The organism is Globicatella sp. PHS-GS-PNBC-21-1553, assembly GCF_033564055.1.
Classification (GTDB): domain Bacteria; phylum Bacillota; class Bacilli; order Lactobacillales; family Aerococcaceae; genus Globicatella; species Globicatella sulfidifaciens.
Map to the genome: position 1 here is coordinate 1,811,042 of NZ_CP085470.1, position 20,064 is coordinate 1,831,105.

The following is a 20,064-nucleotide window of genomic DNA, read 5'->3' on the forward strand; positions in this document are numbered from 1 at the left end:
GACTCAACAGAACGTTCTACAGCGGTAATCGATTGATACCTTTCGGACAAACTATCACTCTCTATATCGTGGAGATTTGTCTGAAGTTGCCGACGAGCTAATTCGCTAGCCACATCTCTTAAGACATTTGCACTGAAATAAATTTAATATGATACATTCATTCAACGCCTTGTCTAGTACGTTATTATTTTGTTCTATAACGGTTTCTATAACACGTAACTGATCTCTCATATGCCTTGGATACCTAATTTTGAGCTGGTTGATAAAAATGGTCGCTTCCTCTTTATTATGGAAATGACTAAGTACCTTACTAATATGCTGCTCAAGTTTCTGTTTTCTTTCTGCTTCTCGTCCATGATTAGGGTCTTTAGTCAGCTTGCCTTTCCCTTTAGCCAGGGGATGATCGGCGAGTTGATGACTGCTTTTCAGTTCGAACACAGACAAACGATTATTGCTTATTACTACACGGACTTTAGTTGTTTTTCTTGGTCGATAGGTTCCGATTGGAACCGAGTAGTAATTAGACTTAAATTGAATCGTATTGTCTTTCAGAACGGTCTTTGTTATACTTTCATTATTCGAGAGAATAGGTCTATCAGAGATCGAGATGAGGTGTGACTTTTCCAGAGTGAACACGTCTATCGGTCTCTTTTTTATTTTTTCATGTTTTTTATAATTGCCTCTGCGAGTTAACCAGGACTCACATTGCTCCTGCCATGACTCAATGGAATAGAAGCGACGACCACGGGCGAAGTTGTACTTTACGAATTTAATGACGGCTTCGACTTTTCCGTTAGATTCTGGATCAGCGGCACGACAGACATGAACAATAAACTGTCTTTCCAGTACATAAGCCTGAAACTGTTTAGTAAATAAAATATCTCCATGATTTTCACTGACAATCATCAGCTTATCCTGATCATACACGATTTCTTCTGTTCGTCCTCCGAAGTAGTCAAAAGTATTCTCATGTGTCCGAATCACGTCGTTTGTCGTAAAGGGCTTCTCTTGCCACTCAGCGTATTTATAACGGGAGTGGGAAAGAACAAAGCCAATACAATAAAGCTTTACTCGACTATCAGTTAAGCCTCGTTTTACTGTTATTTCCCCAAAGTCCACCTGTATTTGCTTACCGGGTGGTAATTCAGGCACCGCTTCGTAATTTCGATAGGTCAAAACCTTTGGAATACCGTAGGTTTCCCTGAGCTCTTTTACGTATGAACGGATCGTGCTTGGAGCTGCTTCGGTGTAACCGAACTGTTCATCTAACCAATCTTCGACTTGAGCCGCGGAAAGCTCCGGCTCATCATTTAGCCAATTTAAAATTGTCTCTTTAAAGGGATCAAGCTTTTTTGACCGAGTATTAAGGTTTTCCACCCAAGCGATTGCTTCATCTGGTCTTTTTTCTAAATCACTCCTAACGGTATTTCGATGTATACCAAGCATTCGACTTATTTTTGCATTTGAAAATCCTTTCTTTTTGTAATGATGTACTTTTGCAATTCTATTCACTTTTTTAAAATCCACCTTTTTCTTCTCCTTCCATTTGAAAAACTAACTCTTCTAGTTTATCAAATAGAACGAAAGTATGGGATAAAAGTGCACATTATTATCTAGCAGTAACTGCATAATACAGTTTAGCAGTCACATGACGCTCATAATTAGCTTGTCCGGCATCGGCATCATATAGTGTGTAGGAATAGTCGTAGGTTTTACCGTTTTGTTTTTGGCGTTTCAGTTGCGTGATGGTGCCTCTTTTCACTTCATTATGAATGGTTTGAGGGGATCGCCCTAATAACTTAGCAATGGCGCGGTGAGAATAGGCTTCTTTCTTGAGAATCTGAATGTGACAACGTTCTTGATAAGATAAGTGTGTCCCTTTTCGTGAGACTGTGTTAAACTGGTCTTGCGTCATGTGAATTCATCCTTGTCTATTGAGAGTTAGTGGTAACTTCAATATAACATGAAATTCACGTGGCGTTTTTTTATGGATTTTTAGAGGTGGCTAACCTCATTATAAAATCCTCCTTTATATATTTTGTTTCAATTTAAGAAGAATAGTATAAATAAAACTCGATTAGAAAAAGCCGGTATAAATACTTTTAATCATAGAAATACAGAATATCATCCTGATCAGATTCTTGAATTGCTAATGACTATCGAGAAAGATAAAAATATGCAAAAAAGATGGAAATCATATCAAAAGAAACTTCCTTATGTAAAAGATATTGACTTTGGAATGATAATAAAAAGCATAAGAGCTTTAATTGAATATATTATGTAGATTAATGAGATAAGAAATTAAGCCTATTGGAACAGGAACTACTAATGAAACATTTATGAATTTGTGCGTTAAAATTAATAAAAAAATCGATTTAAAATTAATACAAATTCAAAGGAAAAAGGTAAAATATTTTAAATATTGCAAATATAACAGTAAAAAGTAATAATAAATCTTTTGAACAGTATTCAAATAAACAATAAAAGAAATCGGAGCAATACAAGAATTGATACATAATTATTTGGTAACAGAAATTTTAAGGAGATTTAAAAAATGGAAAACAAATATTCGGTAAGTAATCATTTTGGAGTATATGGAGTTGTTACGGTTAACGGAAAAATTTTATGTGTAAATAAAAATGCTGGACCTTATAAGAATAGATATGATGTTCCAGGGGGAAGTCCAGAAAATTGGGAAGGATTAACAGAAACATTATCTCGAGAATTTGTTGAAGAAACGGGTTATACAATTAGAAATTATTCAAATCCGAGAGTTTACGATTCATTTGTTCGAGAAAAGGGAAATTTTAATGTTGTTCATCACATTATGGTTTTCTATGATGTTGAGTTAGATAGTAATATCGAAAAGAAAGATTTGCCTTGTTGCTTATTAGATGGATTAAACGATTCTGATGGTATTGTTTGGGTTGCATTTGAAAATATAAATGAAACAAATTCTTCACCACTTCTTTTAAAATTAAAAAAAGAATATGAAGGAAGGATTGAATTTGATAAGTCCGAATTTTATGATTGGCATGTAATTGAAAAAAACGATAGGAATTTGAATAATATTGAATCAAATTAATGTGGAATATTTGTATAGGGAATTTAAAAAAGGGTCTCAAGAACCTATTGCTGCTTTAAAAGGAATAAATTTTTGTGTTTTTAAAGGAGAAATCTTCGGATTATTAGGACCAATTAGTGCGTAGATAACATCCATTATTAAAATCTTATCTAGTGAACCGCCTTCAGCGCTTGTTATACAACAACAATATTACGAAATTAATATCATTTTTTTCAGAATAAGAATATAAATAATTAATACAAAGGAAGGAAACATTTATGATTCGATACCCAAAACTGCCAGAGAATTATTGTATTGGAATTACAGCTCCATCTTCAGGTATTGAGATACAGTTACACTATATCCTACAAGAAGTTAAAAGAAAGTTTGAGTCTAATCATCAATTAATAATAGGTGATTCTACTTATACTCAGGATAAGGCAAAGTCAGCACCATCTGAAATTAGGGCTAAGGAGTTAAATACATTTTTACAGTCAGAAGAGATCGATATAGTTATTCCACCATGGGGTGGAGAGCTTGCGATTGAGATATTAGATAAAATTGATTTTGAAGGTATCCGTAATAAATGGATACTCGGATATTCAGATATAAGCGTGATATTGCTTCCTATTACATTAAAAACAGGAATAGCGACGGCTCATGGTACCAATTTAGTGGATATGCGTGGTAAATATTCTGACGAAACAACAAAAAATTGGGAGAATGTATTAAAAACATCGCCAGGTGAATCAAATACTCAATATTCATCAAAACAGTATCAAAGTAAATGGGATCATAATAAAATTACCGATTATGTATTTAACTTTGACAAAAAAACGGAATGGAAATCTTTATCTGGTAATAATATGCGAATAGAAGGAAGATTATTAGGAGGGTGTATTGATGTAATTCGCCATTTGGTAGGGACTCCCTTTGGGAATGTAAAAGGTTTCAGGAAAGAATACATCAATAATGAACCCATCATTTGGTATCTAGAAAATTGTGAATTATCGCCATTGGACCTGAGAAGAAGTTTAGTACAAATGAAATTTGCGGGATGGTTTGATGACTGTAATGGTATTCTATTTGGAAGAACACCTATCTCATATGATTCTCAAGGATACACAGTCGAAGATGTATATCAAGATATTGCTGATGATTTAAAAATACCAGTAATTTACGATATCGACTGTGGACATCAACCACCACAACTCACTTTTATTAATGGAGCATTTGCAATAGTTGAATATTTTGATGGAAAAGGGATTGTTGAGCAGAGGTTTATATAATTAGTAACGTTTGAGTGGGAGTAGGATTAAGCAAGAGCTTTAAGAGAATACCTACTATTTTCAAAATCTAATATATAAATCTTAGATTTTAATTTTGCTGATAAGTAGACTTTGATTTATATGATGTTAAAATATTATAATAAATATTAATTTGTCGAGGTGAGAAAAATGTAATGGGAACATATTCAGCTTTAATCGTAACTTAAAATAAAATTATAGGAGATTATAAGATGAATGATTATATAAAATTTAATGAAGATAGATGGAACAATGTAACAAATGACTATACAGAACCTTTGTCACATGAAGAATTTGAGAAAGTAAAAATTAATCCACTATCTGTAGGATTGACAGTTGGTAAAACAGTTCCAAAAGAGTGGTTTGACAAAGCCAATGGTAAAAAGATACTAGGTTTGGCTTGTGGTGGTGGTCAACAAGGACCGGCTTTTGCATCTAAAGATTATGATGTAACCATTATGGATTTTTCTAAATCACAGTTAGAAAAAGATGAGATGGTTGCTAAAAGAGAGGGTATAAAAATCAGTACTGTTCAAGGAGATATGACAAAACCATTTCCTTTTGAAAATGAGACCTTTGATATAGTATTTAATCCAGTTTCAAACGCATACATTGAAGATTTAGAAAATATGTATAAGGAAGCCGCTAGGGTGTTAAAAAAGGGTGGATTGTTAATGGTAGGTTTTATGAATCCTTGGATTTACATGTATGATGCTGACATTGTATGGGATAAACCAGATGAAAAATTACTCTTAAAATACTCATTACCATTTAATTCAAGAAAACTTGAGCAAGAAGGTAAAATACAAATAGATTCGGAATATGGATATGAATTTAGTCATACTTTAGAAGCTCAGATTAGAGGGCAACTTAAAAATGGTCTTGCTATGATAGATTTCTATGAATCCTGTGATAAAAGAAACAGGTTATCACAATATGGAAATGACTACATCGCAACACTTTGCATCAAACTATAGTCAACTATAATACGACCTTGAGAAGAAGAATGGAAATAACATTGAAATTAAAGGATATCAAAGGGCTTTGTTATATTATTCTGAAAATTTAGACACATAATTGAATAATAATATGATATCGAGGTATTTTTACATGACAAGTATCATACGATGTCATGATACTTATGACTTATTTCTTTATAAATAATGGCATAAAATAAAAGTATAAGGAGGGATAAGAATGGGACAAGCAATTGTTGAAGTAAAGAATGTTGCCAAACATTATAAGAAAAAGCAAGTATTGAAGGATGTCACTTTTGAAGTGTATCCTGGCGAAATAATTGCGCTGTTGGGCGAAAATGGGGCTGGGAAATCAACACTAATCAATATTATTAATCAATTGATATCAGCAAATCAGGGGGAAGTCACTTTGTTTGGTGGAAAAATAAAACATCAATTAGTGAAAGAAAAAACGGGAATCATGTTACAGAATAATATCCTCCTAAAAAAACTCAATGTAAGCGAGGTCCTTGAACTTACGAGGTCATATTATGGAGCGGCATTACCCTATAAAGAACTTGTTGAAATCGCTAACTTAAACGAATTAGAATACCAAGAGATGACCAAGTTATCGGGAGGACAACAACGTCGCTTAAGCTTTGCGACAGCTATCGCTGGAAATCCAGACCTCCTCTTTTTAGATGAACCTACCGCCAATATGGATGCAAGATCACGTCAGAACTTATGGCAAGAAGTAGGAAAATTAAAAGACCAAGGCAAGACAATTATTGTCACCAGTCATCATCTAGAAGAACTTGAAGATATCGCCAGTCGATTATTAATTTTACAAGATGGCGTCATTGCCTTTGATGGGAGTATTCAGGAATTAAGAGCTACTCAAGGACAGGGAACAATTGAGTTCGATTCTCAACGGACACAAGAAGATTTTTCAGGAATTCAACCCTTGATACAGTTGACCAAGCAAGGCAATCATTACACTTTAATTACTCAAGACGTGACCGAAATTATTAAGCAATTAGTTGATTATTTTGATGATATCACAAACCTATCTGTAAGGCAGACCACTCTTGAGACTCTATTCAGTCATTTTAGGAAGGAGAAAGGCCATGAATAAATTTTTATTCCAATCCAAGATGAACATGCTGCGTCAACTTATTCGGAAACCTTTATCGGTTATTTTTGCCTTAATTTTTCCAGTGTTTTTCTATATTTTATACACCAAAATTTTCACTTTTCCCTTACCAGAAGCAGCCTTAAAAATTTGGAATATCGACTATTTGCTAGCCATGATTATTTACGGAGTATTAATTACTGCGATTAGCAATACAGCAGGTGCGCTATTAGAAGACCATCTCAATCATTTTGATTTATTTGTGGACTTAAGTCCGGCGCCAAAGTGGCAATATTACCTTTCAATGATCTTAATATATTTTCCCTTCTATTTATTTTTAATGATTATGTTAGGAGGGGTAGCTTTCTTTATTAATAATGTGCAGTTAGGTATGGGGCAATGGTTGGGTTTGGTTGTCATCATCATCGGAAGTCTAATACCCTTTAGTTTATTCGGAATTATTATTTCCTTTGTTGGGAATACTACAGGAGTAAATATTTTGTCTAATCTGATTAGTTTTCCTTTAGCAATCCTTGGTGGCTTGTGGTGGCCCATTGAGACCATGCCAGAATGGTTGCAAGTTATTGGCCGAATGTTACCTTCATATTTTGCGGCAAATTTAGGTAGAAAATGGGTGCATGAAGGGCTTGTTGACGGATATTCAATTCTTGGACTAATTATTTGGTCGTTGTCCTTAATCTTGGTCCTCGTTATAATAAGATTAATTCTAAAACGGAGGGAGCCCCAATTGATATGATGAATTTTATTAGAAAGCATATTCTCATCCCTAATAACTCTGCCATCGCCTATATCTATTTGTTATATATGGTGCCGCTTTTGGTGAGTGCATTGCCGGTAGATTCCATAAGTGATGGGATAACACTGATGCTTTTAATAATTTTCTACGCTTTATATCGTCGAGGCTATATTGAGCAATACCAAAATGACCGGCTATTCTTATTGCAAATGTTGATATCGGCTGTTATTACTTTCTATACGGGCTATGCGAGTGTCTTTATTTTCTTTGCTTTTGCCTTTAATTTTTGGATTATTAATGATCAGACGCGGAGTAAGTACTTCCGATGGTATTACTTATCAGCAATTTTCTCTACGGTATTGTCTTTATGGTTATCATGGGAGGATGTGCCAAATGATACCTGGGAGTGGATAGGGATTGGCATGTTATTTGTCCTATTTTCACCGATCATTGCCAAAGTCATTGCTAAAGAAACCTTTCGGATTCAAGAATTATCTGCAAACCATACCCGACTTGAAATGATAGTGCGGCAGAGTGAACGTGATCGGATTGCCAGAGATTTACATGATAATCTCGGTCAAACATACTCAACCATGACTATTAAGGCGGAATTAGCTGAAAAACTAATGTCCAAGGATATGACAGCCGCCCGTAAAGAACTGAAAGAAATTGCCAACATGTCACGTCAGAACTTAAACCTAGTTCGGCAAATTGTTAGTGATTTAAGAGAGCAGACGATTGCTCAAGCTATGGTTGAAGTCAGCGAAACGCTGAATGATCGCGGTATTTTTTTATTATCGTATGGGGAGGAAATTACCGAAGATTGGCCCATTGAACAGCAATATGTGATTTCAGCAGTGATCAAGGAAGCAACAACCAATATCTTAAGACATAGTCAGGCTAGTCGCGCAAAATTTAATTTCTCTCAGACAAAAAATACGCTAAACGTTGAGATTCATGACAATGGTATTGGCATTAGTGAGACAAACCTCAGCCAAGCAACTTTTGGTTTGCAGGGAATGAACCAACGGATTCAAGAAGTTCACGGGAAATTTACCATATCGAATGATTTTGGGACAAAAATTTCTATAGAAATCCCGAAAGGAGGATAAGCCATGATTCATCTCTATTTAGCGGAAGATCAAGAAATGCTTCAGACAGCTTTAATTACTATTCTTAATATGGAAGAAGACTTAGAAATTATCGGAGCCGCGACAAATGGTCAAACAGCCCTTTCAGAGATTACTTTGCGAAATCCTGACGTGGTCATTTTAGATATTGAGATGCCCAAAATGACGGGCTTGGAAGTAGCCAGCCAACTCAGAAAAAAACACTTTGAGGGAAAAATTATTATTTTAACCACCTTCGCCCGTCAAGACTTTTTTGAAAAAGCAGTTGTCTTAGAAGTTGATGGTTATCTTCTTAAGGATAATCCGACTGAAACATTAATAGAAGCAATCAAACAGATTAATGAAGGGGCTACTATTTATTCTCCTGAATTAGTTAAGAGTGTCTTACGGACAGCCAAGAATCCGCTGACCGACCGCGAACTTGAAATCTTAGACTATATTAACCAAGGATTAACGACTCAAATGATTGCAGAAACAGTCCACCTTTCTCAAGGAACGGTAAGAAATTATATCTCCTCGATCCTCAGTAAAACTGCCGCTCAATCACGAGTTGAGGCCGTCAATATAGCAAAGCAACATCAATGGTTACAGGAATATAAGGGATAGATTTTTGAAGGAAGCGTTTTTTATAGACATTCGACACTCTATTCAATCTCAATTTTGACAGGCATATTTTTTTCTATAAAATAAGTAAGTTTTTAGAAAATATTTTTTTAGGTTAGCGCCAGACCTATGTATAGGTGACGAGGATTGAGTTTATCGAACTTTCGGCGGGTGAGTCAAGGGAGTGTAGTCTACAGAATAATATTAAAATTAAAGTGTAAGCTTTTCGACAGAGGATTATTCACGCACCTAAAAGCGAATTTATAAATGAAGGAGCGAGAATATGTGTGGAATTGTAGGAATTGTTGGGCAGGCAAATATTCAAGAGGGACTTCTTAATGGGTTAAATCAGTTAGAATATCGAGGTTATGATTCGGCTGGAATTTTCACAATGGATAATGAGAATAATAAAATCCTTTGTAAAGTTGAAGGGCGCGTTGATGAATTGGCATCTTCATTACAAAGAGATGATAAATGCATAGTTGGCATCGGACATACGCGTTGGGCAACTCATCGAGAACCAAGTATAGCTAACGCACATCCCCATCTATCAAATAGTGAGAGATTCTATTTAGTGCATAATGGTGTGATCACCCGCAACGATTGAATGGGAGTAGAATTAATCACTTGTGATTAATTCTACGTTCATCCAACGAATGCTAATCTGATAAGCGAAAGCAGAGTTGTTGACGGGCCATCTGCATATCAAGAACAAAAGTGTGACAAAATATATCTTCAAATCATCTAAATAGATTATATGTTTTTATTAGATATTTACTAGTTGATTTAATAATGTTTTTTTGCTAAACTTTAATTATCGAACATGAAAGGGTGTGTGAAAGATGAAAAATTATATGACATCTCAAAAGTTTATTGAAAATAAATTTATCGATTCATCTTCTAATTTCACACATCAGTTTAATGTATTAGTTTAGTGAAAAGTAAGAATGATATTTTCATAAAGGATGAGATTAAATAGTCTCATCCTTTTTCTTTTGAGCAAAAGGAGAAAATATGAAACATCATTTAAAAAAGTATTTAGAGAAAAATGAAATAGAAAGTGAAATGATTGGAAGAATTGTTGGAGAAACCCGACTTTTTTATATTGTCAAGTCTACAGAAGAGGATTATAAAGTATACAAAAGACCTGAACAACAAGAATATTTTGTGGGAGACTATGTTCACTTAACGTTAATTGATAATCAGAGTTATATTACAAAGTTATTCAAAAGGTTCAATCAAGTTTCTAAAGCACGCAATCAAACAAGTAAAAGTTATAATTATTCAGGTGAAGAAAAAGTTCTCGCAACAAACGTAGATAATGTCTATATTGCAATTGCTGCAGATCAACGTTTTACCATAGGTAAGTTTGAACGATACTTACTTGTATTTAATCAACAAAAAGTTAATTTCGAAGTCATTATCACAAAATCAGATTATTTTGAAAAGGCACAACGGATTCAAAAAGAGATTAAAAAATATTATCCACTAATTAAAATACAATTATTATCGATTTTTGATAATTCTATTGACCAATTTAGAAAATCGATTTTCCCTGAATCCACATCAATTATTTTAGGATCTTCAGGATCTGGAAAATCAACTTTGATTAACCATCTTTCCAAAGAGTTTCAATTATTAACGAATGAAGTAAGGGATGACGGAAAAGGTAAGCACACAACGACGGATATATGCCTTATTTATCTTAAGGAAACAGATAGCTATTTCATTGATACACCTGGTTTTAAAGGGATAAATTCACATAAAGAACTGCAATACGAAAATCTTTTTGATGATATCATTGATTACTCAACTAAGTGTAAATTTAATGACTGTAAACATATGAAAGAACCTGGATGTGCAGTAAGGAAAGCTATAAAAAGTGGTAAATTATCTGAAGAAAAACTAATAAGATATCATCATTATTTAGAAAAAGAAATAAAAAGAGAGCGGTTTTTAAAAAGAAGACGGGAGCGTCAATAATTTTGTGTAAATGGTTCTTCCCTACTGTAGATTGTTTCTAATTCTCCATCGGTTGACTCAGCATTTGTTCGAGCTCGCCTTTGGCCTGTTGGAAACCTTTATGACTGCGACCTAGGAATTTTTGGTTGTAAGTATCAAAAGACGAGACTAAAAAACGTTCCATCGACTCTTCATTTTGGAACTGTTCCTTGCGGTGGCTGTATTTCTTGATTTGCTTATTAAAGGATTCAATCAAGTTCGTAGAGTAAATAGTCTTGCGTATGGCTAATGGGGAATCATAGAAAGTGAGCAGGTAATCGTTGGATTAGAAGAAGAAATACGAGCTAGCTTGGATAAGTTCAATCCCTTAGATTAAATTGGTGGTTACAAGATATTTTACAACTCACTTAAATTAATGTATAGTTGGATAGTAATCAAAATAAATAGTTAAGAAAGGAGAAAGAATGTCAATATTATCAACAGTATTGATTGTTTTAGTAGCTTTGGAATTTTTCTATATCCTATATTTAGAAACATTTGCTACAACTTCAGATGCTACAAGTCGAGTATTTAACATGACAAAAGAAGAGTTAAAAAGCAAAGCTTTAAACACACTTTTTAAAAATCAGGGTATTTATAATGGTTTGATTGGTGTTGGGTTATTATATAGTGTTTTTCTTTCAAGTAATCCAATCGAAATTAGTAGATTACTATTAATTTATATTATTTTAGTGGCATTATATGGCAGTATTACAAGTGATAAAAAAATTATTCTAACCCAAGGTGGTTTAGCTATTTTAGCACTTATTTCAACATTCTTTTAAGCAAATAAAAAGCACAGTCAATTAAGAGTGTGCTTTTTGTTTGTTTCTTTTTATCTGAACCGTATTATATTTCCGTCTATTTGAATCACTTGGGAGCGTCAATAATTTTGTGTAAATACTCGTCCTTCTGCAAAATAATGGGTTACTCAGTAAACATTGAAGCTAATGTATCCGTCACTTGTTGGAAGCCTTTATGGCTTCTATTTAAGAATTTTTGATTGTATGTATCAAAGATGGATACTAGGAAACGCTCTAGTGATTCTTCATTTTGAAGCTGCTCTTTTCTGCGGCTGTATTTCTTGATTTGTTTATTGAAAGATTCGATTAAATTAGTTGAGTAAATGCTTCGGCGGATACCAGGCGGAAACTCATAAAAAGTCAATAAATCTTGATTTTTTATCAGTGACTGCGTCACTTTAGGATAAGTTTTCTGCCACTTCTCAATCATACTTCCTAAAAAGGTATTTGCCTCTTTCTATGAGCTAGCTTGATAAACAGCCTTAAAATCATCACAGATTTCTTTTCGATCTTTGACCGTACTATATGAGCAATATTACGGGAAACGTGAACACATCAATGTTGGTATTTAGCTTTAGGATAAATCTGGTGAATCGTATCTTTCATGCCTTTTAAGCCATCGATAATAAACAGTAAGACATCATGAACCCCTCTGGAGTAAATGTCCTGTAACAACTCATTCCAAACGTAGGTCGATTCAGTCGGAGCAATCGCATAACTTAGTACTTCTTTAGTGCCGTCTTCTCGTATACCAATGGCAATATAGATTGCTTCTTTGGAGACGGTTTGCTGTTTTAAAGGAATATAAGTAGCATCCATGAAAATAGCGACATACTTATCATTTCGAGTTCTAACTTTAAATGCATTTACTTCTTCAGTCAGCACTTTAGTCATATTGGACATGGTTTGGCGCGTGTAGTGATGCCCATACATTTTCTCAATCAAGTCTGCGATTTCCGACATGGTAATACCTTTTCGGAAGAGGTGAATGACGGTCTCCTCTAAGGTATCATTCGTCCGTCTATAAGCAGGAACAGTCTGTTGCTTGAACTCGCCGTTGCGGTCGCGCGGAATCTGGAGATGAAGTTCCCCGTACTCGGTCTTGACCGTACGGTCATAGGAGTCGTTACGAGAATTACCCGTGTTAAAACCAATGCGATCGTACTTTTCGTAATCAAGAAAAGCCGTTAACGCCGTTTTGAGAAGCGTATTGACAGCATTTTCCAAATGGACACGGAATAATTCATTCAAATCGCCTTTGTTCGCTAGAGTCTTTAGAATTTCTGTAGTAAAATCGTTCCTATGGAAGTCCACTTTTCTGTGAATGTGTTGTGGTAACTCTATTTTACAGAAGGGACTTCCTTTTTTTATTTACACAAAATATTTTACACTCTCAGTATTTTTAAATTAACTTATTTTTTGTAGAATATTTATGTTATTGATGTTATATTTCAAAGACATAAAGAGTGTTTCTAAACGTTTATAAGATGGTATCATTCTTTACAACATTGTGGTTATAAAGTAGAATAGAATTATTAGTATCCTGAATAGATCTAAGAATAACCCATCATTTATCTTACGCTATAAGCTATATACATTACTACTAAAATGAACTATTTTATGAAAGTGGTTGTCTAAAAAAGTATAATAAATTGAATTCATTTTTACTGTTTATAGTGTAGTAGTCATTATGATGGGAATAAATGAATAAGATGGGAGGTGACAATACCAGATTCACAATTTTTTTAGAAATATAAAGAACAAAAGAAGACAAGGAGAAGAAAAATGAAAAAAATATTTAATTTTGAATTTTGGCAAAAATTCGGGAAAGCCTTAATGGGCGTTATTGCCGTTATGCCAGCTGCAGGATTAATGATTAGTATTGGTGGATCACTTCCTCTAATTAATCCAGATATGCAAGCTTTGATTTCGATTGGTAGTGTGATTGAGAATATTGGTTGGGCAATTATTGGAAATTTACATATCTTATTTGCATTAGCAATCGGTGGAAGTTGGGCAAAAGATAGAGCTGGGGGTGCCTTCGCTGCTGGGATCAGTTTTATTCTAATTAACCGAATTACAGGAGCGATTTTTGGCGTAACCAGTGAAATGTTAGCTGACCCAAATGCGGTAACACAAACATTATTTGGAGCAGAAATACCAATTGATGGTTATTTTGTTAGTGTTTTAGAGGCACCAGCTTTAAATATGGGGGTTTTCGTCGGTATTATTGCAGGATTTATGGGAGCGAATGCTTACAATAAATATTATAATTTTAGAAAACTACCCGATGCCTTATCTTTCTTTAACGGAAAACGATTTGTACCGTTTGTTGTTATCTTATGGTCTTTAATTGCTTCAATTGTATTAGCTATTGTTTGGCCATTTATTCAAAGTGGTATTAATAGTTTCGGTGTATGGATTGCTGAATCACAAGAATCAGCTCCAGTCTTAGCTCCATTCTTATTTGGTACATTAGAGCGTTTATTATTACCATTTGGTTTACACCACATGTTAACTATTCCAATTAACTACACACCTCTTGGAGGAACCTATGAAGTATTAACTGGTGCACAACAGGGTTCTATGGTGTACGGTCAAGACCCGCTATGGTTAGCATGGGTAAGAGATTTAATTAACTTAGACGCTGCTGGTGATACTGCTACGTACCAAACGTTATTAAATAACGTAGTTCCTGCTCGTTTTAAAGTCGGACAAATGATTGGATCATCAGGTATCTTAATGGGTCTATCTTATGCCATGTATAAAAATGTCGATAAAGACAAACGAAAAACACATAAATCAATGTATGTATCAGCTGCTTTAGCTGTATTTTTAACAGGTGTTACAGAACCACTTGAGTTTATGTTTATGTTCGCAGCTATGCCTTTGTATATCGTTTATGCGGTAATCCAAGGAGCAGCATTTGCGATGGCTGATATCGTAAACTTACGTGTTCACTCGTTTGGTAACATTGAATTGCTTACACGTACGCCATTAGCGATTCGTGCGGGACTAGGTATGGATTTGATTAACTTTGTTTGGGTAACCCTTCTATTCGGAATATTGACTTACTTTATTGCAAACTTCTTAATTAAGAAATTCAATTATGCAACACCAGGACGTAATGGAAATTACGAAGGTGGAGAAGTAGCATCTGAAAATGGGGCGCCTGTAGATGCTACACAACAAGTGTATGATATTATTCACTTATTAGGTGGTAAAGAAAACATTACAGATGTAGATGCTTGTATGACTCGCTTACGTGTTTCTGTTAAGGATATTGATTCTGTTGGAGACGAAAACGCTTGGAAAAAAGCAGGCGCAATGGGGCTTGTGAAAAAAGATAAAGGAGTTCAAGCAGTTTATGGACCGAAAGCAGATGTCTTAAAATCTGATATTATGGATGTATTGAGCTCTAATGCAGCTATTCCAGAACCAAAACTTGATGAAACAACTGAAATGGATGAAAAGAAAGTAGTGGCTACAGATTCAAAAGGACTCGCAACAGTAATTTTCCCTGTAGCAAAAGGTGAAGTGCTTCCGATTACTGAAGTAAATGATGAAGTATTTTCTCAGAAAATGATGGGTGATGGTTATGCAGTAAACCCTTCAACAAATACAGTAGTCTCTCCAGTAGATGGTACAATTCAAAGCGTCTTCCCAACCAAACATGCAATTGGTATTAAAACAGCAAGTGGAATTGAAGTACTTATTCATTTAGGAATAGATACAGTTGAATTAGAAGGTGAAGGTTTTGAAACCTTTGTTGAAGAAGGTCAAGAAGTAATTGCTGGAGATAAAATAGCAGAAATGGACTTGGCTTCGATTAAAAAAGCAGGAAAAGATACCACAATCATGGTTGTTTTTACGAACTTGACAGAAAATCAAGACTTTGAGTTCATTCAAACGCATGATATCTCCGAAGATACAGAGATTGGTCGAGTGAATTAAAGAAACATTGGTTAGAATGGAGAAATAAATTGAATGTTTTAACACTGAATACTCATTCATGGATGGAAGACGATCCAGAATTAAAATTAAGACAAATCGTTGATTATATTGCCAAAGAAGATTTTCAAATTATCGCTCTTCAGGAAATTAATCAAACGATGGAAGCGAAAGATATTGTGGACGATTTATTTATCCAAGCTTCTGGAGAAATGTATCCTGTTGCTATAAAGGAAGATAACTTTGCATATCTCATCGTTCAGTTGCTAAAAGAGCGTGGACTTCATTACTATTGGAGTTGGACAGCCAATCATATTGGCTATGATGTGTACGATGAAGGTGTGGCTATTTTATCCAAAACACCTTTCAGTCCAGAAAGTTTCTTAGTGTCTGAAATATCGGATTATGCGAATCACTACACCAGAAGAGTTCTAAAAGGTAATGTAAGCCTTGAAGGTAAAGAATGGGTAGTCTTTTCATGCCACTACTCTTGGTGGTTAGATCCATCAGGTAATCATTTATTCAAGTATGAATGGGATAATACACTTCCTCATATTGAAAAAGAGAGTCAGAAGATTCATCTTTTTATGGGTGATTTCAACAATGAGGCAGAGCTTAGAGACGGGGGCTATGACTACATAAAAAATACGGCTCCTCAATTAAAAGATGCCTATGTTCAGGCAGAAGAAAAGATTGGATCTGCAACCGTTTTGAGTGATATAGACGGATGGGAAGGCCATACGGATGAAAAAAGAATCGATTATATCTTTACGGATTACCCGGGAGAAGTTAAAAATTACCGAGTTGTTTTTGATGGCAAAAAAGAACCCATCGTGAGCGATCACTTTGGAGTAGCAGTCGAATTTAATTAAATATAATGAAGAAACCCGCCAGCAGATTTGTGCTAGCGGGTTTTTGGGTATCTATTAACTTCACTAATTATTAAATATCTAGCCAGGCACCTATTAAGAAAGTAAGGATAAGTGGGATTGGTATATAAAAGTCAACTTAAAAACCCCGATTTGTCTCACTTAAGATTGCCCACCTTTTTGTGGGGAAAGTTAATCTTTAATTCGATAAGAAGGGCCTGCTATATTAATGAGATAAGAATGATGAAAAATACGATCGATAATCGCTTTTGTTAATATCTCGTCTTGCCCCATAATGGTATGCCATTTATCGAATGTTAAGTTACTCGTGGAGATTGTGGAGCGTTTTGTATATCGCATATCGATCAATTGAAAGAATAATTTGGCTTCAAGGGGACTTATTTCATTAAATCCTACTTCATCAATCACAAGTAACTTATAATTGAAGAATAATTTTATTTTTCGTTCGAGTGTTCCTTCCTGATAAGCCGTCCTCAAGGAATGGATTGGGAGTAGACCAGAAGTAGAAAATTGAATATTTTTCGCATCGTCGGTTTACCCCCGCACAGTTGGGAGTAGACCAGAAGTAGAAAATCGAATGATTTTCGCTTCGTTGGCCTACCCCCGCACAGTTGAGTAGGCCTCAAACAAGTCTTTAAGACGCCGTTTGAGGCCACTCAACCACTGCGCTTTGAATTAAATAGATATGACTGAACAGAATTTAGAAAGTTTTTGCCCAGTCTCTTTTAATTTAAGACAATATATTTAAAAGTATATAACTCAGTTTATTATGCCTTCTTCACAAACTCAGATTTTAACTTCATTTGTCCAAAGCCATCTATTGTACAATCAATGTCATGACCATCTGCAGGATTATCAATCAAACGAATGTTTTTAACTTTTGTTCCTTGTTTGATTGCCTGCTTAAAACCTTTTACTTTCAAATCTTTGATAACAATAACATCATCACCTTCAATTAATGGATTGCCATTTGAATCTTTAATTGAAAATTTTTCATTTTCTTCTGATGATTCAACTTGGCTCCATTCATGTCCACATTCTGGACAGACATACATCAATTGATCTTCATAAGTATAGGTTGACTGACACTGCGGGCAATTAGGTAATTGTTCCATTGCTAAACCTCCAATCTGTTTTCTCTATTTTACCACAAAATATGATATAAATGTGGTGTAAATAAAATTATAGGCCTAAAAGTTGTGTTTATAAGGACCTCACACTGTATTTGTTATAGTCATTGGGCAAAAACTGTAAATTCAGTTTGACTCATATATTAATATACAACTCAGCAAAAAATTTAGACCAAGAACAGTTCGATTGGATAAAGGTGTTGCACCTAGCGAATGAATACCACTTCATTTTAAACTGTTATGTTGATTTTAAATCTCTTTCGCAATTTTTTCGAGGTGTTGTTTGAATAAACTAGCGACTATCGGCAATTTAATATCTGAGTGATATATCATTTGAATGTCGCGTGAAAGTGGGTAACCTTCTATTTCCAGTTTACAAAGTTTGTTTAACTTAATATCATTTTCAATTAATAGTTCAGATACAATGGCAATGCCTAGACCTTTCGTTAGGGCGTGTTTAATACTAGTTTGTGTGATGATGTTAATTGTTGGTTGATTTAAGAATGTAAGATTATTTAATTATTCTTTTAAAAATTTGACGAGCGAAGCACTGTCCTCTTTTGTAATAAAGGGCTCATCATTTAAGTCGTTTAGTTGACAGTAAGATAGATGAGCTAAGCGATGATCTGGTGGGACAATTAAGACTAATTTATCTTTAAAAATCGTTTGTTGATTATAATGCTTATTAGGCACGTTAATATATGATGAAAGAAGTGCTGAATCGATTTTTCCGTTAACCAGCAAGTTAACAATTTGCTTAGAGCGTTCAACTTGTAAATTAAGTCTTAAATTAGGAAATTCTTGGGTGAACTCTAAGATATTAGGCAGAATGCTGTTTCCGATTAAATTAGTTGTACCTAGTCTTAGTTGATCACCTTCTTGTTTAATGATGGCGAGTCGATGATTGAATTGTTCATATTCTTCGATTAATCTTTCTGAAAAGTCAAAAAATGTTTCGCCAGCTTTAGTGAGTTCAAAAGTTTTTGACGTTCTGAGGATCAGTTCAGTATCTAATTCCTTTTCTAAACGCTTGATTTGCTTCGTAACACTCGGTTGACTAATATATAAATGTTCTGCTGTTGTTGAAAAGTTTTTGAATTTGCATAAGGTATTAAAAGTGTATATTTTTTCAAAAACCATGTGTGGCACCTCTACTCACAATCTGATTTAACTATTACAAAATGTTATTGTTGACGTGTAAAACGGAATTAGAAAGTATCCGTTTTCTCTTGTATAGTAATACCATAATGATCATTAAACACAATTGAAATGAGGAGAAAATATGTCTGATGCCATCAAGAATTATAAAAATTATTCGCCTATTATCGGAATCGTTCTTTCAATCATCACCTTTTTTATTTTATTTTTTATTCCATTACCCAATTGAATGACAATTGAAGGTCAAAAAAGCCTTGCGATATTTGTCTCTGCGTTAATTATGTGGGTAACGAAACCAATTTCCATTTATCAAACGTCTATTATTGCTATTTTATTATTACCTTTAGTAGGAGCAGTTGAAAATCAAAAGTGGCTTTTGGCACTTTAGGTTTTGATATTATCTGGTTAATGGTTGCTACGTTTGTCTTAACTTCAGCAATTTCAGAAATAAATTTAGGTAAGGCTGTAGCGTTAACACTCGTTACCAAATTTGGAAAAAACAAAATTAGAACTTTAGCCGTTTTTGTTATTGTGATTCTCTTGTTAGCATTTTTGTATCATCTACTACTGCAAGAGCTTCTTTAAATGTACCGATTGCTTTAGTGTTATTGGAAGTCTATCAAGCACTACCGGGTGAATCCAAATATGGAAAATTAAATAATTTTTGCTTTGTCTGTCCACCCCTGCACAGTTGGGAGTGGACCAGAAGTAGAAAATCGAATGATTTTCGCTTTGTCTGTTCATCCCCCCGCACAGTTGGGAGTAGACCAGAAGTAGAAAATTGAATATTTTTCGCTTCGTCGGTTTACCCCCGCACAGTTGGGAGTAGACCAGAAGTAGAAAATCGAATGATTTTCGCTTCGTTGGCCTACCCCCGCACAGTTGAGTAGGCCTCAAACAAGTCGAAAGACGCAGTTTGATGCCACTCAACCACTGCGCTTTTAATTACCGAGCAATAAGTTGAATGAATTTACCAAGTTGAGGACTAATCTCCTTAAGACGCAGTTTGATGTCACTCAATCACTGCGCTTTTAATTATCGAGCAATCACTTGACTGAATTTTTCAAGAGTATGTTCAACCTCGTTAAGACGCCATTTGAGACGACTCAACCACTGCGCTTTTTATTACCTGCACTAATCTGATTGAATTTTTCAAATTTATGCCCAGCCCCTGAAACTATA

General features: G+C 34.6%; 17 protein-coding genes and 3 pseudogenes. 13 read left to right on the forward strand and 7 right to left on the reverse strand.

What is annotated here, in order from left to right:
- Positions 1-105: 105 nt before the first annotated feature.
- Both istA and LB888_RS12215 read right to left on the reverse strand, forming a co-directional pair.
- Complete coding sequence (gene istA / locus LB888_RS08750) at positions 106-1,527, reverse strand: IS21 family transposase (RefSeq protein ID WP_318752637.1); 1,422 nt, start codon at positions 1,525-1,527, stop codon at positions 106-108.
- Positions 1,528-1,609: 82 nt separating this feature from the next.
- A complete protein-coding gene (locus LB888_RS12215; protein WP_412927918.1) occupies positions 1,610-1,915 on the reverse strand; it encodes a helix-turn-helix domain-containing protein in 306 nt (101 codons plus the stop codon).
- Between the two features lie 639 nt (positions 1,916-2,554).
- On the opposite strand from LB888_RS12215, the gene LB888_RS08760 reads away from it, so the two are divergent.
- The 9 genes from LB888_RS08760 to rsgA all read left to right on the forward strand — a co-directional run bounded on the left by LB888_RS08760 (position 2,555) and on the right by rsgA (position 10,932).
- On the forward strand, positions 2,555-3,085 hold the full coding sequence (locus tag LB888_RS08760; protein WP_318752638.1) for an NUDIX hydrolase: 531 nt from the start codon (positions 2,555-2,557) through the stop codon (positions 3,083-3,085).
- A gap of 257 nt (positions 3,086-3,342) precedes the next feature.
- The gene (locus LB888_RS08765) at positions 3,343-4,353 is read left to right on the forward strand and encodes an LD-carboxypeptidase (protein WP_318752639.1); all 1,011 of its coding nucleotides are present in this window, start codon (positions 3,343-3,345) and stop codon (positions 4,351-4,353) included.
- A 230-nt stretch (positions 4,354-4,583) separates the two neighbouring features.
- The gene (locus LB888_RS08770) at positions 4,584-5,348 is read left to right on the forward strand and encodes a class I SAM-dependent methyltransferase (protein WP_318752640.1); all 765 of its coding nucleotides are present in this window, start codon (positions 4,584-4,586) and stop codon (positions 5,346-5,348) included.
- A 220-nt stretch (positions 5,349-5,568) separates the two neighbouring features.
- On the forward strand, positions 5,569-6,462 hold the full coding sequence (locus tag LB888_RS08775) for an ABC transporter ATP-binding protein (RefSeq protein WP_318752641.1): 894 nt from the start codon (positions 5,569-5,571) through the stop codon (positions 6,460-6,462).
- Entirely contained in the window at positions 6,455-7,216 is a 762-nt protein-coding gene (locus tag LB888_RS08780; RefSeq protein ID WP_078755715.1) for an ABC transporter permease, read from the forward strand. The genes LB888_RS08775 and LB888_RS08780 overlap by 8 nt, the downstream gene beginning before the upstream one ends.
- Positions 7,213-8,328: a sensor histidine kinase gene (locus tag LB888_RS08785; protein ID WP_318752642.1), complete on the forward strand. Its 1,116-nt coding sequence runs from the start codon at positions 7,213-7,215 to the stop codon at positions 8,326-8,328. The genes LB888_RS08780 and LB888_RS08785 overlap by 4 nt, the downstream gene beginning before the upstream one ends.
- 3 nt (positions 8,329-8,331) lie before the next feature.
- Complete coding sequence (locus LB888_RS08790; RefSeq protein WP_078755717.1) at positions 8,332-8,952, forward strand: DNA-binding response regulator; 621 nt, start codon at positions 8,332-8,334, stop codon at positions 8,950-8,952.
- 280 nt (positions 8,953-9,232) lie between these two features.
- Positions 9,233-9,556 (forward strand): hypothetical protein, encoded by a 324-nt coding sequence (locus LB888_RS08795; protein ID WP_412927922.1) that lies wholly within the window; start codon positions 9,233-9,235, stop codon positions 9,554-9,556.
- Positions 9,557-9,963: 407 nt separating this feature from the next.
- Positions 9,964-10,932, forward strand: coding sequence for a ribosome small subunit-dependent GTPase A (gene rsgA / locus LB888_RS08800; protein ID WP_318752643.1), 969 nt, complete (start codon positions 9,964-9,966; stop codon positions 10,930-10,932).
- Positions 10,933-10,969: 37 nt separating this feature from the next.
- On the opposite strand, the pseudogene LB888_RS08805 reads toward rsgA, so the two are convergent.
- Positions 10,970-11,233, reverse strand: a pseudogene (locus LB888_RS08805) (transposase); the annotation flags it as partial.
- 142 nt (positions 11,234-11,375) lie between these two features.
- Between LB888_RS08805 and LB888_RS08810 the strand changes: the two are divergent.
- Complete coding sequence (locus LB888_RS08810; protein WP_033918653.1) at positions 11,376-11,735, forward strand: DUF1304 domain-containing protein; 360 nt, start codon at positions 11,376-11,378, stop codon at positions 11,733-11,735.
- A gap of 142 nt (positions 11,736-11,877) precedes the next feature.
- Here the strand turns inward: LB888_RS08810 and LB888_RS08815 are convergent.
- Positions 11,878-13,067: pseudogene (locus LB888_RS08815) on the reverse strand (IS256 family transposase).
- A gap of 471 nt (positions 13,068-13,538) precedes the next feature.
- On the opposite strand from LB888_RS08815, the gene LB888_RS08820 reads away from it, so the two are divergent.
- Complete coding sequence (locus tag LB888_RS08820) at positions 13,539-15,707, forward strand: PTS transporter subunit IIBC (protein ID WP_318752644.1); 2,169 nt, start codon at positions 13,539-13,541, stop codon at positions 15,705-15,707.
- A gap of 29 nt (positions 15,708-15,736) precedes the next feature.
- Entirely contained in the window at positions 15,737-16,576 is an 840-nt protein-coding gene (locus tag LB888_RS08825) for an endonuclease/exonuclease/phosphatase family protein (protein ID WP_318752645.1), read from the forward strand.
- Positions 16,577-16,765: 189 nt separating this feature from the next.
- On the opposite strand, the gene LB888_RS08830 is transcribed toward LB888_RS08825, so the two are convergent.
- From LB888_RS08830 to LB888_RS08840, 3 genes and pseudogenes are all read right to left on the reverse strand, one after another.
- Complete coding sequence (locus LB888_RS08830; protein WP_318752646.1) at positions 16,766-17,071, reverse strand: ATP-binding protein; 306 nt, start codon at positions 17,069-17,071, stop codon at positions 16,766-16,768.
- Positions 17,072-17,361: 290 nt separating this feature from the next.
- The gene (locus LB888_RS08835; RefSeq protein ID WP_318752647.1) at positions 17,362-17,709 is read right to left on the reverse strand and encodes a zinc ribbon domain-containing protein YjdM; all 348 of its coding nucleotides are present in this window, start codon (positions 17,707-17,709) and stop codon (positions 17,362-17,364) included.
- A gap of 264 nt (positions 17,710-17,973) precedes the next feature.
- A pseudogene (locus LB888_RS08840) lies at positions 17,974-18,864 on the reverse strand (LysR substrate-binding domain-containing protein).
- Positions 18,865-19,251: 387 nt separating this feature from the next.
- Between LB888_RS08840 and LB888_RS08845 the strand changes: the two are divergent.
- Positions 19,252-19,467, forward strand: coding sequence for a hypothetical protein (locus LB888_RS08845; protein ID WP_318752648.1), 216 nt, complete (start codon positions 19,252-19,254; stop codon positions 19,465-19,467).
- The last annotated feature ends 597 nt before the right edge of the window (positions 19,468-20,064 follow it).

Bases quoted from the DNA above. Each gene is read 5' to 3' on its own strand.
- LB888_RS12215 (WP_412927918.1), bottom strand. From the start codon at position 1,915: ATGACGCAAGACCAGTTTAACACAGTCTCACGAAAAGGGACACACTTA.
- LB888_RS08760 (WP_318752638.1), top strand. From the start codon at position 2,555: ATGGAAAACAAATATTCGGTAAGTAATCATTTTGGAGTATATGGAGTT.
- LB888_RS08765 (WP_318752639.1), top strand. From the start codon at position 3,343: ATGATTCGATACCCAAAACTGCCAGAGAATTATTGTATTGGAATTACA.
- LB888_RS08770 (WP_318752640.1), top strand. From the start codon at position 4,584: ATGAATGATTATATAAAATTTAATGAAGATAGATGGAACAATGTAACA.
- LB888_RS08775 (WP_318752641.1), top strand. From the start codon at position 5,569: ATGGGACAAGCAATTGTTGAAGTAAAGAATGTTGCCAAACATTATAAG.
- LB888_RS08780 (WP_078755715.1), top strand. From the start codon at position 6,455: ATGAATAAATTTTTATTCCAATCCAAGATGAACATGCTGCGTCAACTT.
- LB888_RS08785 (WP_318752642.1), top strand. From the start codon at position 7,213: ATGATGAATTTTATTAGAAAGCATATTCTCATCCCTAATAACTCTGCC.
- LB888_RS08790 (WP_078755717.1), top strand. From the start codon at position 8,332: ATGATTCATCTCTATTTAGCGGAAGATCAAGAAATGCTTCAGACAGCT.
- LB888_RS08795 (WP_412927922.1), top strand. From the start codon at position 9,233: ATGTGTGGAATTGTAGGAATTGTTGGGCAGGCAAATATTCAAGAGGGA.
- rsgA (WP_318752643.1), top strand. From the start codon at position 9,964: ATGAAACATCATTTAAAAAAGTATTTAGAGAAAAATGAAATAGAAAGT.
- LB888_RS08810 (WP_033918653.1), top strand. From the start codon at position 11,376: ATGTCAATATTATCAACAGTATTGATTGTTTTAGTAGCTTTGGAATTT.
- LB888_RS08820 (WP_318752644.1), top strand. From the start codon at position 13,539: ATGAAAAAAATATTTAATTTTGAATTTTGGCAAAAATTCGGGAAAGCC.
- LB888_RS08835 (WP_318752647.1), bottom strand. From the start codon at position 17,709: ATGGAACAATTACCTAATTGCCCGCAGTGTCAGTCAACCTATACTTAT.